We start from the raw sequence: 16,615 nt of genomic DNA on the forward strand, positions 1-16,615 counted from the left end.
CGTCTGCCTTCCTGTCCAGGATGACTTCTACTTTCCAAATTGGCAAGGAGAAGCACAATCGGAAAATACACCGGGCGCCCACGACGTGTGGCATCCGATCCCCCTTGCCACAATGGCCGCATGGCCGGTACTGGGCCCCCGAGCGAGGGCCGTTACGGTGAGCGGGTCTTCCGCCCCGAGGAACGGGGCGAGGACGACCGGATCGACCTCGGCGCCCTCGCCTACGACGAGACGACCATGTCCCGGCTGCGACAACTGGGCGCGGGGCCCGGCTGGAGCTGCCTGGAGGTGGGCGCGGGAACGGGCACGGTGGCGCGCCGGCTGCTCGGCGAGGCGGGAGTGGCCCGGGTCCTCGCGGTCGACCGCGACGTACGGTTCCTGACCGCGCACCCCGTGCCGGGGCTGAGCACCCTCCAGGCGGACATCACCTCCGACGGCTTCTCCCCCGGGCGGTTCCAACTGGTCCACGCCCGGTTCGTGCTCATGCACCTGCCCTCCGCGCAGCAGCTGGTCTCCCGGCTCGCCGGGCTGCTCGCCCCGGGCGGGGTCCTGGTGGTCGGCGACGCGGTCGACCTGACCACGGACTCGGCGCCCGTGACCCCGTACACCCGCGCCATGCGGGCCATGTGGCAGGGGCTGCGCGACAGCATCGGGACGGACGTCTCCCAGGTGGTCCGCCGCCCCGAGCTGCTGCGGGCCGCCGGGCTGGAGGCGGTGGCGGCCGAGATCCACGTACCGCCTCTCCTGCCCGGGAGCGCGATCAGCAGGTTCTGGGCCGATACCTGGGGCCGGGCGAGGGCGGCCATGGTGGCGACGGGTCTGGTCGACGACGCCCTGATCGACGAGGCGGTGCGCTACCTGGACTCCCCCGAGTGCACCGGGCTGTCCCCTGGCCTGCTCACGGCCTGGGGCTGGAAGGCCGAGGGCACCCCGTCGCCGAACGGCGGGTGACATGACGCCGGGGAAGCGGCGCGGATGACCGGCCCCGTCGGTGCCCGGACCACACGGGCCTCCAGGCCGAACCGGGCGGACCGGGCGGACCGGGCCCGGGAGATCCTGCGCACCGAAGGCCCGGCGGCGGCCCGCATCGTGGTCACCGTCGCGGTCGCCTGGCAGGTCGCGCTGTGGCTCGGCGCGGACCAGCCCCCGATCTTCGCGGCGATCGTCCCGCTGGTGGCGCTGCGCGGGGATCCCATGACGGCCCTGGGCACCTCGTTGCAGCGGGCCCTGGGTGTGATCGCGGGCGTGCTGATCGGGCTCGCCGTGTTGAACGTACTGCGCCCCTCGACCGCCACGCTGGCGCTGGTGGTGGCGCTGGGCCTGGGCGTCGGCATGGTCCTGCGGGCCGGCGGCGGGCTCAACATCCAGGTCGCCGCCTCCTCGCTCCTGGTCTTCGCCAACACCTCACCGGATGCCTACGGGCTGCACCGCGTGTGGGAGACCGTGGTGGGGGCGGTGGTCACGGTCCTGCTCGCCCCACTGCTGTGGCCGCCCGCCCCGCACCGCGTCCTGGCCGTCCTCGCCGAGGACTGCCGGATGCACCTGACCAGGGCCCTCACCGGCACCACGGCGGCCCTGGCCGCCGGAGCGGCCGCGGCCCGCGACAACCTCGACCTCGTGGACGCCCATGTCGAAGCGGTGCACGCGAACGCCTCGCGCGCCCGCGAAGCCGAACGCGCCATGAAGTTCAACCCGCTGCGACGCCGTCACCGCGACACCGTACGGATCCAGGCCGGCCGGGTCGCCTCCGCCGACCGGCTCACCGCCCACCTGACCACCCTGGCGCGGGAAGCGGCCGTGCTCACCGGCCGGGAAGACCTCGCCCAGGACCTGGCCAGGGCCGGTCGCAGGCTTCCCGAACTGGCGGCGCTCACCTCGTCGGCCATCGCGGACACCCTGTCCGGACGCGATCCCCGGCCCGCAGTGACCGCCGCTCGCGCCTTCTTCGCCGACTACGCGCGGACCGACTCCCGGCCCGTCTCCGTCGCCCTCCGGCGGCCGTTCCAACGGCTCCTCGACGACCTCGACGGCCCGGACGGCCCAGGCGAACCGGGCGAACCGGGCGACCCACGCCGGTCCGGCTGATGCCACACCGTCCGTCAGAGCCAGCCCTGGCGGCGCGCCGCGCGGACGGCCTCCATGCGGTTGCGGGTGCCGGTCTTGCCGATGGCCGAGGAGAGGTAGTTGCGTACCGTCGACTCCGACAGGAACACCTTCGCCGCGATGTCGGCGACGGTCGCCCCGTCGACGGCCGCGTTCAGCACCTCGACCTCGCGCGGGGTCAGCGGGCTGGGCCCCGCACTGAGGGCGGCGGCCGCGAGCGAGGGGTCGATCACGGTCTCGCCGGCGAGTACCCGGCGTACCGCGGCGGCCAGTTCCTCCACCGGCCCGTCCTTGACCAGGAACCCCGCTGCTCCGGCCTCCATCGCCCGGCGCAGGTAACCGGGCCGGCCGAATGTGGTCAGGATCAGCACCCGGCACTCCGGGCACGCGGTGCGCAGTTCGGCGGCCGCGTCGAGGCCGCTGCGGCCGGGGAGTTCGATGTCGAGCAGGGCCACGTCGGGCCTGGCCTGGAGGGCGGCGGGCACGATCGCGTCCCCGGCGGCGACCTGCGCCACGACCTCGATGTCCTCCTCCAGCCCGAGCAGCAGGGCCAGTGCGCTGCGCATCATGCCCTGGTCCTCGGCCAACAGGATCCTGATCATCGACCCCCCTCGTTCCCTTCCTCGGCAGCCTCCACCGGGAGCTCGGCGGTGACCCGGAAGCCCCGGCCGGAGGCCGGGCCGCTGGTCAGGGTGCCGCCCGCCGCGGCGAGGCGTTCGGTGAGTCCGGTCAGTCCGCTGCCCGGCGGTGTCGAGCCTACGCCGCCCCCGTCGTCCGTGATCACCAGGGAGGCCCGTTCCGCACCGCCCCGTACCTCGATCTCGCAGGTGGCCGCGCCGCTGTGGCGGATGGCGTTCGTGACGGCCTCGCGGACCACCCAGCCCAGCAGCGCCGCCGCCTGTGGGGGCAGCGGGGGGCCGGACTGCCGTACGACGGGCTCGATGCCGGCGGCGGTCAGCGCGCCGCGGGCCCGGTCGAGTTCGGCCGCGAGGCTCGCCTCCCGGTACCCGGTGACGGCCTCGCGGATCTCGGTGAGTGCCTGGCGGCCCACCGACTCGATGTCACGGACCTGTTCGAGGGCGGCCGCCATGTCGCGGGGGGCGATCCGGCGGGCCGCCTCCGACTTGACCACGATGACCGACAGGGTGTGGCCGAGCAGGTCGTGCAGGTCGCGGGAGAAGCGCAGCCGCTCCTGGTCCACGGCGGTCCGGGCCAGTTCCTGCCGGGTCTCGCGCAGTTCCGCCACCGTCTCCGCGAGGGCCAGGATGGCCCCGGTGACCATGCCGGAGAGGAGGGTTCCGTAGACGATCCCGATGGCGTCCCAGCCCTCGTGCAGCGCCGAGATCGCCGCGGCCAGTGCCGTGATGCCGACCATCGCCCGGCCGAGCTCGCGGCCCCGGAGCACCGCCCCGGTGGCGAGGCCCAGCAGCGGGAAGAACAGCAGCCAGTTGTCCCCGTACGCGAGTGCGAGCGCGCAGGTGACGAGCCCCAGCACGACCAGGCACCAGCGGGTGCCGGCCGCCTCCCGCGCCCGCTTGTGGAAGGCGCGGAACACCAGGGTGATGTAGAGGGAGTTGAAGGTCAGCAGTCCCAGTGCGCCGACCCAGGGGTTCGGGGTCTCTCCGTGGATGACGTTGGAAACGGCGCCCATGCCGAGCAGCAGCCAGGGCAGGAGGGTGAAGGCCCGCGGCCCGCGCGTCGGACCCGGGTCGTGGTCACCGTCGCAGCCCCGGTCGGGGCCGTGGGGCTTCGCGGACGGCTCCGCGGCCCGCCATTCGGCCATGCGCGCCTGCCAATCAGGCCGCCGTTCCCACACGATCCCCCGCTTGCCCCTCATTCCGCTTCCCCGTTCCATGACCTACACCGTCCTCGCGGACCGACGGTACGAGAGGACCGCGTACGAGCCGAACAGCAGGGCCCACACGGCGATGACGGCGACGGCGGCGAGGCCGGGGGCGGCTCCGGCGGCGAGGGACTGGCCGATCTCGGCGTATCGGCGGGTCGGGGTGAGCGCGGACAGGGAGCGCATCCAGTCGGGGAAGAGTTCCACCGGGAACCAGAGCCCGCCGGCCACGGAGAGCGCGAGGCCGCAGCCGGTGTTGACCAGGCCGGTGGTCTGGGCGGTGAGCCGGTAGCCGATGCCGATGCCGAGCAGGGCGAAGGGGAGCGCGCCGAGCCACAGCACGAGGGTGACGGCGGCCCACTGCCAGGCCTCCAGCCGGACCCCGTTGACGAGCCCGCCCGCCGCCTGCACGGCGGCGATGGCGGGCAGTACGATCACCGATCCGGTCAGCGCCCGCCCGGCCACCACCTGGCGCGGGGACATCGGGGTGACCCGCAATTGGCGCAGCCAACCCACGCCCTTGTCCTCGGCGACGCCGGTCCCGGTCGACAGGGCCGCGCCCAGGGCCCCGTACGCGGCCATGGCCACCATGGAGGCGGTCTTCCACTCGGCCTCGGTGCTGCCCAGGTTGGTGAAGAGCAGGTACATCAACACGGGCATGCCGATGCCGAAGACGACGAAGCCGGTGTCGCGCAGCGTGCGGCGCACCTCCAGCCGGACATAGGCGGTGATCATCGAACCTTCTCCTCGGGAGCGGGAGCGGCAGCGGAAACGGGAGCGGGAGCAGGCGGGGTTTCGGTGGCGGCTTCACCGGTGAGGGCGAGGAAGGCGTCCTCCAGGGAGGGCGCGGTGACCTCGATTCCCCGCAGGGCGCCGAGCGCGGCGAGGGCGGTGACGGTGGCGTCCGGGTCCCGCGTACGGAGCCGGGCGCGGTCCCCGCGTATCTCCACGCAGGACACCCCCGGCAGGCCACCGAGGAACGCGGAGGAGCGGCCTCCCAGGTCGAAGGAGACCAGCGAGCCGCCGCCGGCGGTACGGCGCAGCTGCTCGGCCGTGCCGTCGGCGACGATCCGCCCGCGTTCGATGACGACGATCCGGTCGGCGTGGGCGTCCGCCTCCTCCAGGTAGTGGGTGGAGAACAGGACGGTGTTGCCGCGCCGGGCGTAGCCCCGCATGGATTCCCAAAAGGTGCGGCGGGCCTCGACGTCGAGGGCGGCGGTCGGCTCGTCGAGCACGATCAGCTCCGGGTTTCCCGCGAGGGCGACGGCGAAGCGGACGCGCTGGGCCTGGCCCCCGGAGAGCTTGTCGACCCGCCGGCCGGCGAGGGTGGCGAGGCCGGCGAGTTCCAGCGCCTCGGCGACAGGCATCGGTGCCGGATGGGTCCGGGCCACGAAGGCCACCACCTCTCGTACGGTGATCCGGGGGACGGCCCGCCCCTCCTGGAGCATCGCGCCCACCCGCCCGGCCCGTACCGCCTGTTCGGCGGTCCCTCCGAAGAGGCTCACCGTGCCCGTGTCGGGTTCGTTCAGGCCGAGCAGCAGGCTGATGGCGGTGGACTTCCCGGCGCCGTTGCGGCCGAGCAGGGCGACCGTCTCGCCGCGCCCTATGGCGAGGTCGATGGCGGCGACGGCGTGGACGGGGCCGAAGGACTTGGCGGCGCCCCGTAATTGGATCGCGGGGTGCGCTCCCGCCGGTGAACCGGCCGCGGGGTGCGCTGTCTTCGTCGTCTGCTTCATGTCCACCACGCTAGAGAGCGGGGCGGTTCGCCCGGCAGATGCGCCTGTACAGACTCCGGCAGTACAAATGTCACGGCCCCGGGGCGCCTCCGGCTCCCGAGACGGGGCGCCGGAGGCCGCGCGGGGCTGTCAGGCGGAAGCGGCCGGGCCGGGCATCGTCCAGGCGGAGTCGTGAGCGGTGAACCCGACGTGCGGGTAGTAGTCCACGGCCGCGGGGGCCGCGAGCAGGATCAGCTTGGCTTCCGGCGCGGCCTCGCGGGTGGCGCGAATGAGGTCGCGGCCCACTCCCCTGCCCTGGTAGGCGACGTCGACCGCGAGGTCGCTGAGGTAGGTGGAGTAGACGCCGTCGGTGATCGCGCGGGAGATGCCGATGAGGCGGCCCTCCTCGTCCCGGGCGACGATGACGAGGTTGGCGCCCGAGAGCATCCGCGCGAAGCGCTGCGTGTCCTGCACGGGCCGGCGCTCGGCGAGGGTGGACGCCCGGTAGAGCGCGGCCGCTTCCGCTACGTCGAGTTCGCCGCCGACGACCTGTTCACACTTCCACATGCTGCTGCAGCTCCTTGCCGGGTACCGAGGTTCTCACACGACAGTAATAGATCAGATGGCATCTTGGCTATTACAAAAGCGGGATATGGGACGGAAGACCCGCAGATCGAGGCCGTGCGGCCCCCGCACGGGGGTTCACCCCGTACGTGGATCGGGTGAGGAATGCCGGCCCGGGCGCGCCCTCCGGTCGTGGCGGCGGCGCCGGGGAGCCGGCCGGTGCTTCGCTTGCGGGGCCGGTCACACCCCGTGACGGCACTCGGCGGCCTGGAGGAACACAGTGGCGGGGCAGGGCACATGGGACGAGGCGAAGGCCGGGGCCTTCATGGAGAAGGCACTCGGGGACCTCAGCGGGACGATGACCGTCGGCCTGTGTCATCTGGGCGACCGGCTGGGCCTGTTCAAGGACCTCGCCGCCAACGGCCCTGCCGGCGGCCGGGAGCTCGCGGACCGGCTCGACCTCGACGAGCGCTACGTACGGGAGTGGCTGCGGGGGCTCACCGCCGCCGGGTACCTGGAGGAGCCGGAACCCGGCCGGTTCCTTCTGCCCGCCGAGCACGTGCCCGCCCTGGCCGACGAATCGGGACCCATGTTCCTCGGCGGGGTCTACCAGTTCATGCCCGCCGCGCTGGCCCCGTACGAACGCCTGGCCGAGGCGTTCCGAAGCGGCGGAGGCGTGGCACAGGACGCCTACCCGGACGGCCTGTGGGACGGCATGAGCCGGTTCACCAGCGGATGGTTCGAGAGCGTGATGGTCGACGAATGGCTGAGCACCTTTCCCCATGTGGTCGAGCGGCTGGAGCGGGGCATCGACGTCGCGGACGTGGGATGCGGCGCGGGCCGCGCCCTGATCGTGCTCGCCGAGGCGTTTCCCCGCTCGCGGTTCACCGGGTTCGACAACTTCCCGGGCCAGGTGGAGCGCGCCCGGGCGAACGCGGAGGCGGCCGGCGTCGCCGACCGGGTGACCTTCGAGACGGTGGACGCCGCCCAGGGGATTCCCGGGCGCTACGGCCTGGTCACCACCTTCGACGTCATCCACGACTCGGCGGACCCGAAGCGGCTCCTCGCCGCCATCCGGGCCGCGGTCGAGGACGACGGCGACTACCTGATGCTCGAGATCAACTGCGCGGACCGCCCCGAGGACAACGTGGGCCCGGTCGCCTCCTTGTACTACGGATTCAGCGTGTTCTACTGCATGACCACTTCCCTCGCGAACGGCGGCGCCGCCCTGGGGACGTGCGGCATGCCCGAGGCGGTCGTACGCGAGCTGTGCACCGGGGCGGGATTCACCAGCGTGGCCCGGTCCACGCAGGAGGATCCGTTCAACCTGCTCTACGACGTCAGGCCTTGAACCAGGCTCGGACTAGAGGCTGAGCGCGTCCTCCGCGTTGTCCATCCAGGCGGTCACGGAGTTCTTGTCGGGCGATACGTACAGACCGGGGGTGGAGGCCTTGAGGGGCGTCTGCTTGAGGTCGGATTCCGTGCTCATGGTCATCGCGATGCTGCCCACGGTCTTGCCCTTGCCGTCGTTGGCGCCGCCCATGAGTCCGGCGTAGGCGGTCTCGCCCGGGGCGAGCCTGATGGCGTCCTCGATCGCGGGGGCCTTGCCCCGCTCGGTGGCGTGGCCGTCCAGATCGCCGAAGGTCACGACGGGGTGGCCGAGCACCTTGCAGGTCTTGGTGCCCTTGTTGGTGACCTTCAGCAGGTAGCTGCTGCTCGTGGGGTCCGCCAGGGTCGCGGTGAACTTCACGTCGAACGTGCTGCACGGGAAGACGTCGTAGTCGGGGTCGGTGGACGCCGTCGGCTTCGGCTTCGGATTCGGCTTGGTCGGCGTCGCGGCCTTCGTCGGAGTCACCGACGGCGTCGCCGCCGCCTTCGTCGGGCTCGCGGGCGGCGTGGTGGCCCCGCCCGCCGCGTCGTCCCCCGTGGGCCCACAGGCGGTCAGCGCGGCGAGGGCGGACACGGAGGCGAGGAGGACGGCGGTTCTGCGGACGGTGCTCATGAGTTCCCCCGGGTGAGAGGCGTGGGTGCGCTGGGCTGAGCACAAGCGTCCCGCCGGAGTTTCACAGCTTGGTGACGGCGTGTTCCCGAGTCCACCACGATCAGTGGCGTGCGGAGAACGGCCCGTTCGCCGCGAAGGCCGACTTCGCGAAGCGTTCGGCGATGAGGGCGTGCGTCGCGGTGTCCGGGTGGAGGTTGTCGGGCAGGGGCAGTTCGGCCGCGTCCGGGGTTCCGTACAGCTCTCGTCCGTCGAGGTGGTGCAGGTTCGCGTCGTCGGCCGAACGCTCGCGCACGATGCGGGCCAGCTCGCGGCGAATGGCACCGAGGGTCAGCCTTCCGGCGGCGACCTCCGCCGGGTCGCCCGTGGCCCGGAACCTCAACTGCCCGGCGGCGACGGAGGACGGGTCGACGGCGGTCGGGCCCGGGGTGTCCTCGTGCATCGGGCACAGGATCGGGGAGACGACGAGCAGCGGCGTGGTGGGGTGGCCCTCGCGGATCGTGTCGAGGAAGCCGTGCACCGCGGGGCCGAAGGCCCGCAGCCTCATCAGGTCGAGGTTGACCAGGTTGATGCCCAGCTTGACGCTGATCAGGTCGGCGGGGGTGTCCCGCATGGTGCGGGCGGTGAACGGGTCGAGCAGTGCGCTGCCGCTGAAGCCCAGGTTGATCAGCTCGGCGCCGCCGAGTGCGGCGGCGCGCGCGGGCCAGATCGCGCTGGGGCTCGTGGCGTTGGAACCGTGGCTGATCGAGCTGCCGTGGTGCAGCCAGACCGGCCGGCCACGGTCGGGCAGCGGCTCGACGGGGGCGTCGGTGCGCAGTGCGACCAGCTCGGTGGTCTCGTCGTGCGGGAGCCAGATCTCCACGTCCTTGGCGCGGCCCGGCAGCCCGGTGAAGCGGACCGTGGACGGCGCGCCGGGGCGGAGTTCGGTGCTCCAGTCGCTCACGTCGATGGCGAGGGTGTTGCCGCCGGCACAGGTGCCCTGCGCGGCGAGCCGGCCGTCGACGAGCAGGTCGTACACGCCGTCCGGGCGGGGCGGGGCGCCGGCGTAGACGCGCTTGGTCGGCAGGGTTTCCAGCTCGACGGCGGTGGCCGCCGTACGGAACGCCAGCCGTACGCCGGAGGGCTGGGCCTCGGCCATGGCCAGCTGCCCGTCGGAGCACTGGGCGCGGGCCCAGGCCGGCAGCCGGTGCGGCAGCAGCCCGTGCGCGGTGCGCTCCAGTTCGATGGCGCCGCGCAGGAGCCCGGCGGTTATCGGAGTGGTGATCGGGGCGGTGGTCCAGGTCGGTTCGGTGGTCATCGTCTGCTCCTGCCGGGCGGCGGGGGTGGTCAGGGGGTGGGCCAGTTGCGCAGCAGGGAGTCGAGGGCTTCGACGGCCCGTTCCCAGCTCTCCTGGCTGTCGGGGGCGCTGTGGCTGAAGCCGCCGGCGTTCTCGAGGCTGACGTAGCCGTGGAAGAGGCTGCCGAGCAGCCGGACGGCGTGGGTCTGCTCCGGCTCCGCCAGGTCGTAGCCGCGCAGGATGGCCCGGGTCATGCGCGCGTGCCGTACCCCCGCACTGGCCAGGGCGGTCTCGGTGTCGAGGGGGAACTGGGTCGCGGCGTAGCGGCCGGGGTGCTGTCGGGCGTAGTCGCGGAAGACGCCCGCGTAGGCGGCGAGCGCGTCCTTCCCGGACCGCCCCGCCACGGCGTCGGCGGCCTGGTCGGCCATTTCCTCCAGGGACAGCAGGGCGATGCGGGTCTTCAGGTCGTGGGAGTTCTTCAGGTGCGAGTACAGACTCGCCACCTTCACGTCGAAGCGGCGGGCGAGTTCCGACAGGGTCACCCGCTCGAAGCCGATCTCGTCCGCCAGATCGGCCCCGGCACGCACCAGCCTGTCCGCGGTCAGCCCTACTCGTCCCGCCATGACGCCTCCTCGTTCGAACCAAGAGGAGTATGCGATTGCCTAAAGCCTTTAGGCAAATCGATGAAGACTCATGGCAGGTCTGCCGGGAACGGACGGGGGCGGGGGCGGCAGGCGACTCATTCGGTGGCGGAGGCCGACCGGTGGTCGATCTGGCGCGCGCCGGGGATCGCGGCGCCGGCCGGGGTGTGGTTCCGGGCCAGGCTGCGCCCTCGGGTCTCCTTCGCGACGAGGACGGTCAGCGTGGTGATGACGACCGCGGCCGCCAGGTAGAGCGAGACGGGCAGGGACGCGCCGTAGTCCTTGAGGAGTTCGACCGCGACGATCGGGGCGAGGGCGCCGCCGATGATCGAGGCGAGCTGGGAGCCCATGGAGGCGCCGGAGTAGCGGACGGTGGTGTCGAACATCTCGGAGATGAAGGCCGCCTGCGGGCCGTACATGGCGCCGTGGAAGAGGAGTCCGATGGTGACGGCGGCGGCTATCGCGGGGAACGACTTGGTGTCCAGCATCGCGAAGAAGCCGAAGGCCCATCCGGTCATGCCGACCGAGCCGATCAGGGTGACCGGGCGGCGGCCGATGCGGTCGGAGAGCGCGCCCCAGGCCGGGATGGTGACGAAGTGGACGGCGGAGCCGATGAGTACGGCGTTCAGGCCGTCGCTCTTCGACAGTCCGAGGTGGGTGGTGACGTAGACGAGGAGGAAGGCGGTGAGGATGTAGTACGAGATGTTCTCGCCGAGGCGGGTGCCGATCGCGGTGAGGACCCCGCGCCAGTTCGTCCGGAACACCTCGGCGACGGGGAGCTTCTCCTTGGCGCCGGCGGCGGCCTGTTCGGCGGCCCGGGCCCGCGCTTCGAGGAAGACGGGCGACTCGGCGACCGACACCCGGATCCACAGTCCGACCACGACGAGGACGCCGGAGAGCAGGAAGGGAATGCGCCAGCCCCAGGCCAGGAACGCCTCGTCGGACTGTACGGCGGCCAGCAGCGCGAGGACACCGGTGGCGAGCAGGTTCCCCCCGGGAGCGCCGGCCTGGGGCCAGGAGGCCCAGAATCCGCGGCTCTTGTCATCGCCGTGCTCGGAGACGAGCAGGACCGCGCCGCCCCATTCACCACCCAGGGCGAAGCCCTGGATCAGGCGCAGCAGGGTGAGCAGGATCGGCGCGCCGACGCCGATGGTCGCGTGGGTGGGCAGCAGGCCCATGGCGAAGGTGGCGCCGCCCATCATGACGAGGCTGAGGATGAGGAGCTTCTTGCGGCCGATCTTGTCGCCGTAGTGGCCGAAGACCACGCCTCCGAGGGGGCGGGCCGCGAAGCCGATGGCGTAGGTGAGGAAGGCGAGGAGGGTGCCGACCAGCGGTTCGCTGCCGGGGAAGAACAGCTTGTTGAAGACGAGGGCGGCGGCGGAGCCGTAGAGGAAGAAGTCGTACCACTCGATGGTGGTCCCGACGAGACTCGCCGCGACGACTCTTCTGATGTTGCCGGCGCTGGCTGACGGTGCGGCAGGGGCGGCCATGAGTACCACTTCCGGACTGGGGGCGGGGACGATCCGTGTCGCCACACCATAGGAACCGGCAGGTCAGGAGCGTATGTGGCGGACCACCACAATCGGGCCCCCGCGTATCGGTACGACCACCACACCGATGCCTTCCGGCTGCGGCAGCGTCGGCCGCCCTCACTGACCGGCGGGTGTCGTCGCCCCTCTGACGGCGGTCGCGGAGGATCTTCCAGTTCTCCGTCCGGGCGAAGGTGTGCTCGGCACGGGCACGGACCCGGCGGTATTCGGCGTGCTCTTCCTCCTGCCCGCGCAGGCCAGGACCGCCGCGGTCCTGCTGGTCACCGTCGGCGACGGCACCAGTTTCCCCAGGGCCGCCCACCTCGCCTCCTACGCAGGGCTCGCCCCAACTACCAGATCCTCCGGGACCTCGATCCACGGCGAACACGCGCCCAGAGGCTGAAACCGGCAGCTCAAACGCGCCTTGTCCCTCTCCTGGTTCGCCTCGCCCGCCAACGCATCAGCGTCCTGTTCGCCATGCTCCGCGACGGCACCTTCCACGAGTCCCGAACGCCCGCCGTCACCCTCGCCGCATGACCATCCCGAACAGCCCCATAACCGGCGCCACGCCCTTGACGAAGGACATGGAGACACCCCCCGGCAGGGGACGGGTCAGGGGGCGTCCGACGGCTTCCACCACGCCTCGGGCACCCGCTTGCGGGACCTCCTGCCCGCCTGTCGGCTCTTGCGCAGGTCGCACTCGACGACGATCTTCTCCAGCTCGGGCGCCTGGAAGAAGGCGCGGTGGTCCTGTGCGAACACCTCGATCGCCCGCTGCCGCGGATCACGGACGCTCGCCGCTCCCACGGCACGGTTGGGCAGGTTCCGCACCCGACTGCCGCCCATCGGGTGGACCGTGTCCAACTCCATCGCCACCTCGAACCGCTCGATCGCGAGCAGGTAGTCGTCGAAGCGCCTGCGCACGGCCTGCACGCTGCGCGCGCCGGCCGTCAGCTTGAGTTCCTCGGCCGAGTAGAGGCTGCTGGACATCAGGCCCCACAGCTTGACGTCCAGCCTGCTGTCGAGGATCTTCCCGAGGAAGTCCCCGGTGTGGTTGACGACTCCCGGCATGCAGCGGAGCAGGGTCGGCGGCGGGGCCTGCAACCCCTCCCCGGCGGCGATCTCGTCAAGGATGCGAATGGTCTCGGGGTAGCCGCGAACGGGGCTGTCGTCCTTGTACGTCCAGCCGACCACCGTCTGTCCCCTTGGCGGCGGCAGGAGTTGACAGACGGCGAAGGGGAAGAGGGTCCTTCCGTAGTGGGACTGGGCGAGACCGATGGCCCGGGGGCCGCCCAGGCGGATGAGGGTGTCGAAGGCGGTCAGGCAGGTGTTCGTGCTGTGGGAGGCGGAGAGGTCGAACGCCACGTCGACGAGGACGACGTCGATCTCGGGATGTGCCTTGAGGTGGGCCTCCAGCTTCACCGGATCCGTCAGTATCGAGAACTTGAAGCGTTCCGGATCACCGGGCATCCGGGCGAGGAACTGCTGCATGGGTGCCACGGCCGTCACCACGTTGTCGTCGAGGACGAGGACGTTCAGTTCGCGGCTCACCGCTCCACCTCCACCACTTCCTGCTGCCAGGTGGCCCTGACGACCATGCCCCCAGGGCCGTTGGGACGGTACGACAGCCCGCCGCCCCTCGTGTCCAACAGATTGTGCAGGCGGCGCAACGACGGACCCGGCCGCCAGTCTTCCCCCATCCCCGGCCCGTCGTCCGCCACTTCGACGACAAGGTGGATCCCCTCCTCGTGCGCGACGGACACCACCACCTCGGGCGCTCGCCCGGCGCGCGTCTCCTTGAGCGCGTTGCAGCACAGATCGGCCAGCACGCTGCGGGTGATCGAGGCATCGACCGAGGTGAGTTCCTCGTCCACCGCACCGGCCGCGAGGGTGAGGCGCCCCCGGTCCGCGGGCAGCAGCCCGCCGCGGACACTCGCGAAGACCTCCTGCACGGTGGCGGGACCGTGCCCGTGGTCGAGTTCCTGCAGGCAGCGCTCCAACTCGCTGCGCAGGTAGACCATGAGGTGCTCCGCGTCAGCCGGCCGGTCGCGAACGGCCATCAGGACGTAGTGCATGGGATTGCTGATGCGGGCGTGGACCACGGTGGCATCGGTGAGCCGCTGCGCCTCCACGGCCGGACGGCGTTCGATCTCCGCGCTCATCAGTACCCGTTCGAAGTACACAACGGCCGGGTAGATGAGCAGGAACACGGCCGCCAGCCACGGCAGAGTGTTCGTCGCACCGTCCGTGTTCCGGGCCAGCAGGCCTCCGTAGACCACGGCCAACAGCACGGGGACGATCGCGCGCATCAGGCGGGCCGAACCGACCGACCACGCCTTGGTCTTGTCGGGCTGGTAGAAGATCGAGTCGGTGGCCCAGTGCAGCGTGCCGAGCGCACTGAACAGCAGGGTCGCCGCGGCCGCGACGAGCTGCGCGGCGGGCCTCCCTTCGAAGGGGCCGGACGGCTCTCCGACCAGCCACGCCATCAGGAGCGGGCCGACGGTCTCGAGCACGCCCGGCAGGTTGACCCTGTTCCAGCCGAAGCGCTCCAGGTTCCGCCCCAGCAGCCGCACCGGCCAGAACCGGGAACGCATCATCGCGCGGATCGTCTCCGCCTGGGCGTGGACCACCGCCAGTGCCGCGCCGACCGCGGCCACCGCGATCAGCAGCAGCCACCAGCGCCGGTCCTCCCGCCCTTCACCCGTGGTCGCCCACAGCCCGGCGCTGAACACCAGGACGCAGCAGAGCAGTCGGATGAAGGGGGTCGAGCTGCCACTGGCCGTCGTGGCCCGTTGGGCCACCCGGTAGGTCTGCAGCTGACGCAGCTTCGGATGGTGCATGTGCCTGAGCCAGCGCGCGGGCTGCGGCCATGACGTCATGGCAGGTCTCCTCTCCTCACACCCCCGCAGAGCCGGGGTGGGAGGAACAGTTGAGCAGCAACCATGCGGTCGATTCCCGGTACTTATGCTCAACTTCCGCGACGACGTTGCCGGGCCCATGAGGTGCGCACACCGTCGGAGTGGTGCCTGGAAACCGTACGCGAGGCGGGGCGCGGCGCCAGGCTTGGGACCATGACGAACCTGGTGAAGTTGTTGGTCTTCCTCCTGTTCCTGGCCCTGTCGGTCATCGTCGGCCTCGGCGCCGGCTTCCTCGTCCACACCGAAGGGGTCTCCTTCGTGACGGCTCTCTTCTCGGGCTTCGGCGCCGGCGCCGCGACGCTCACCCTGTGCTGCCTGGTGTACTCCAGCTACCGTGCCTGAACCGGCCCCACCTCGACCGTCTTGGACCTCCCTGGGCTCACGCCATGGGCACGTCGTCAGCGTGGGCGGCGCTTGGGAGGAACGGGGCCCGGGATGACGTCGAGGTCGAGGTGCTCCTTGAACAGGTGGACCAGGTTGGCACCGTCGAGAAGCTCCAAGCGTCCGTGGTCGTTCGCGAATGCCTCGCTCGCCCGACCGAACCACGAAGTCGTCACCAAGATGCCCTTGGCCGCCCGCTTGTGCTCCACGACGCCGGCGAGGGCGGACACCGACTCGAAGGGGACCACCTTGGCGGTGCGTTTGGCCTGGATGATGCACAGGCCTCGCATGACCGGGTCGGTGTTCATCGCCACCGCGTCCACGCCCTCGTCCTGCGAGGGCCGCGTGTTGACGCTGTCCAGGCCGATGGCTTCGAACAACTGCCGGACCAGATGCTCGAATTCCGTGGGTGAGAGGTCCATCAGCACAGGACGGCTGTCCAGACCCGCCACGACGTCCATGCTGTCCATCAGGCGGTACTTGCTCAAGTCGAAGGTGACCAGCGGGCGCACCGGCTCCAGTTCGTAGGGATTCGGGGAGATCAGCGACCGCAGCCGCTTCAGGCAAGCCTGCGGATCGACCTGGGTCAGCACCAGTTCGCCGAACTCCTCTCGCCCCGCCTGGAGGGTGATCAGACACGGGTGCACCTCGCGGCCTGTGGCGCGGTCGATGGTCGCCACGTGCCCGTTCAACGCCACCGATCCCACCACGCCGTCAGTGTCCGCCGCGAACAACTCGTGGACGGTCCGCAGCGCCGTCTGCGCCAGTACGGACGCGTACAGCTCGTGACGCTCCTTCTCGGGCCTCGGGACAGGTGTGATCTCGTCGCGAGACTTCACGTACCGATAGGCACGGGCCGTCGGGACCACCTCTTCCCGCGGCAGATCGATCTCGACCAGCAAGTCTCCGGTATCTGCCTGGTACGAGACTCGGTGCGCCTTCGGAAAGCCATGGGGATACGCGGATGCGGCCAGAACCTGGTCGGTGAACCACTCGACCGCCTCGACATCGCGGTCCCGATACGCGGCGCGGCGGGTCTCGATCCCGGCATTCCACTCCTCGATGCGAGCCGCCTCCTGCTGGTTGCGCTCGTCATGGCGGGCCTGCGCCGCATCCAGCTTTCCGAGCCGCTTGTGCTCCTCGCGCGCATGGTCCCGCAGCGCCTCGTCGAACCGCCGGCGCGCGGTCTCCACCTCCGCGTCGTACGTTCGGCGCCCGAAGCCGAGCGCTCCCAGCCATCCGCGCGGCGGCTCGGGCTCGTACTCTCCCCACCGTGGGAGCGGAGCGGGCTTCGTTCGGCTCTTCGGCGGCGCGAAGGCTGCGGGGACGAAGCGCTGCCTGAGACCGTCGAAGCCCAGTTGCCGGCCGTCCAGCACCGCCGCACGCAACAGTCCCGCCAACTGCTCGACGTCGTGCTCGGTCACGCTCGTCTTGTCGACGGCCTCCTGTGCACGTGCGGCCTCGTAGGCGACCTTCTCCTCGCGCGCCTTGCGCTTGGCCTCCGTCTCGGCAGCCTTCCGGCGCCGCTCACGTTCCCTGTCCTGCCGCGCCCGCTCGCGCACGTACTCGTCGCGCCCACCCGCCACCGCCACCCCCAGGCCCCTGCACGCCGGTCCGCTCAGAACTTCCCCGACCCGAGGCCGTGC

16 protein-coding genes and 1 pseudogene are annotated in these 16,615 nt (G+C 71.4%); 5 read left to right on the plus strand and 12 right to left on the minus strand.

Annotation, left to right across the window (positions count from 1 at the left end):
- Positions 1-120 precede the first annotated feature (120 nt).
- Together ACIQ5Y_RS02585 and ACIQ5Y_RS02590 are read left to right on the plus strand one after the other, a co-directional pair.
- Complete coding sequence (locus ACIQ5Y_RS02585; protein ID WP_403874187.1) at positions 121-951, plus strand: class I SAM-dependent methyltransferase; 831 nt, start codon at positions 121-123, stop codon at positions 949-951.
- 24 nt (positions 952-975) lie between these two features.
- On the plus strand, positions 976-2,085 hold the full coding sequence (locus tag ACIQ5Y_RS02590; protein WP_403874189.1) for an aromatic acid exporter family protein: 1,110 nt from the start codon (positions 976-978) through the stop codon (positions 2,083-2,085).
- A gap of 14 nt (positions 2,086-2,099) precedes the next feature.
- Here the strand turns inward: ACIQ5Y_RS02590 and ACIQ5Y_RS02595 are convergent, their stop codons facing one another.
- The 5 genes from ACIQ5Y_RS02595 to ACIQ5Y_RS02615 all read right to left on the minus strand — a co-directional run bounded on the left by ACIQ5Y_RS02595 (position 2,100) and on the right by ACIQ5Y_RS02615 (position 6,228).
- Positions 2,100-2,705 (minus strand): response regulator, encoded by a 606-nt coding sequence (locus ACIQ5Y_RS02595; protein ID WP_403874191.1) that lies wholly within the window; start codon positions 2,703-2,705, stop codon positions 2,100-2,102.
- Complete coding sequence (locus ACIQ5Y_RS02600; protein ID WP_403874193.1) at positions 2,702-3,958, minus strand: sensor histidine kinase; 1,257 nt, start codon at positions 3,956-3,958, stop codon at positions 2,702-2,704. The genes ACIQ5Y_RS02595 and ACIQ5Y_RS02600 overlap by 4 nt, the downstream gene beginning before the upstream one ends.
- A 3-nt stretch (positions 3,959-3,961) precedes the next feature.
- A complete protein-coding gene (locus tag ACIQ5Y_RS02605) occupies positions 3,962-4,678 on the minus strand; it encodes an ABC transporter permease (RefSeq protein ID WP_403874484.1) in 717 nt (238 codons plus the stop codon).
- The gene (locus tag ACIQ5Y_RS02610) at positions 4,678-5,682 is read right to left on the minus strand and encodes an ATP-binding cassette domain-containing protein (protein WP_403874195.1); all 1,005 of its coding nucleotides are present in this window, start codon (positions 5,680-5,682) and stop codon (positions 4,678-4,680) included. Before ACIQ5Y_RS02610 ends, ACIQ5Y_RS02605 begins: the two co-directional genes overlap by 1 nt.
- A 129-nt stretch (positions 5,683-5,811) precedes the next feature.
- Positions 5,812-6,228 carry a GNAT family N-acetyltransferase gene (locus ACIQ5Y_RS02615; protein WP_403874197.1) on the minus strand — a complete coding sequence of 139 codons (417 nt, stop codon included), beginning with the start codon at positions 6,226-6,228 and terminating at the stop codon, positions 5,812-5,814.
- 277 nt (positions 6,229-6,505) lie between these two features.
- Here ACIQ5Y_RS02615 and ACIQ5Y_RS02620 point away from each other — a divergent pair, with 277 nt between their 5' ends.
- Positions 6,506-7,576, plus strand: coding sequence for a class I SAM-dependent methyltransferase (locus ACIQ5Y_RS02620; RefSeq protein ID WP_403874199.1), 1,071 nt, complete (start codon positions 6,506-6,508; stop codon positions 7,574-7,576).
- 12 nt (positions 7,577-7,588) lie between these two features.
- On the opposite strand, the gene ACIQ5Y_RS02625 is transcribed toward ACIQ5Y_RS02620, so the two are convergent.
- From ACIQ5Y_RS02625 to ACIQ5Y_RS02640, 4 genes are all read right to left on the minus strand, one after another.
- Positions 7,589-8,227 (minus strand): DUF4232 domain-containing protein, encoded by a 639-nt coding sequence (locus ACIQ5Y_RS02625; protein ID WP_403874201.1) that lies wholly within the window; start codon positions 8,225-8,227, stop codon positions 7,589-7,591.
- A gap of 100 nt (positions 8,228-8,327) precedes the next feature.
- Positions 8,328-9,521 carry a GDSL-type esterase/lipase family protein gene (locus ACIQ5Y_RS02630; protein WP_403874203.1) on the minus strand — a complete coding sequence of 398 codons (1,194 nt, stop codon included), beginning with the start codon at positions 9,519-9,521 and terminating at the stop codon, positions 8,328-8,330.
- Positions 9,522-9,550: 29 nt separating this feature from the next.
- Positions 9,551-10,123 (minus strand): TetR/AcrR family transcriptional regulator, encoded by a 573-nt coding sequence (locus ACIQ5Y_RS02635; protein WP_403874205.1) that lies wholly within the window; start codon positions 10,121-10,123, stop codon positions 9,551-9,553.
- 116 nt (positions 10,124-10,239) lie between these two features.
- Positions 10,240-11,631: an MFS transporter gene (locus ACIQ5Y_RS02640; protein ID WP_403874207.1), complete on the minus strand. Its 1,392-nt coding sequence runs from the start codon at positions 11,629-11,631 to the stop codon at positions 10,240-10,242.
- Positions 11,632-11,929: 298 nt separating this feature from the next.
- Here ACIQ5Y_RS02640 and ACIQ5Y_RS02645 point away from each other — a divergent pair.
- Positions 11,930-12,207: pseudogene (locus tag ACIQ5Y_RS02645) on the plus strand (transposase); the annotation flags it as partial.
- 75 nt (positions 12,208-12,282) lie between these two features.
- Here the strand turns inward: ACIQ5Y_RS02645 and ACIQ5Y_RS02650 are convergent.
- Together ACIQ5Y_RS02650 and ACIQ5Y_RS02655 are read right to left on the minus strand one after the other, a co-directional pair.
- Positions 12,283-13,221, minus strand: a complete 939-nt coding sequence (locus tag ACIQ5Y_RS02650; protein ID WP_403874209.1) for a hypothetical protein — start codon at positions 13,219-13,221, stop codon at positions 12,283-12,285.
- Complete coding sequence (locus tag ACIQ5Y_RS02655; RefSeq protein WP_403874211.1) at positions 13,218-14,549, minus strand: hypothetical protein; 1,332 nt, start codon at positions 14,547-14,549, stop codon at positions 13,218-13,220. Before ACIQ5Y_RS02655 ends, ACIQ5Y_RS02650 begins: the two co-directional genes overlap by 4 nt.
- A gap of 192 nt (positions 14,550-14,741) precedes the next feature.
- Here ACIQ5Y_RS02655 and ACIQ5Y_RS02660 point away from each other — a divergent pair, with 192 nt between their 5' ends.
- Entirely contained in the window at positions 14,742-14,930 is a 189-nt protein-coding gene (locus ACIQ5Y_RS02660) for a hypothetical protein (RefSeq protein ID WP_403874213.1), read from the plus strand.
- Between the two features lie 56 nt (positions 14,931-14,986).
- On the opposite strand, the gene ACIQ5Y_RS02665 is transcribed toward ACIQ5Y_RS02660, so the two are convergent.
- Positions 14,987-16,561, minus strand: coding sequence for a restriction endonuclease (locus ACIQ5Y_RS02665; RefSeq protein WP_403874215.1), 1,575 nt, complete (start codon positions 16,559-16,561; stop codon positions 14,987-14,989).
- Between the last annotated feature and the right edge of the window lie 54 nt (positions 16,562-16,615).

It is taken from the genome of Streptomyces sp. NPDC096339, from assembly GCF_044762985.1.
Taxonomy (GTDB): domain Bacteria; phylum Actinomycetota; class Actinomycetes; order Streptomycetales; family Streptomycetaceae; genus Streptomyces.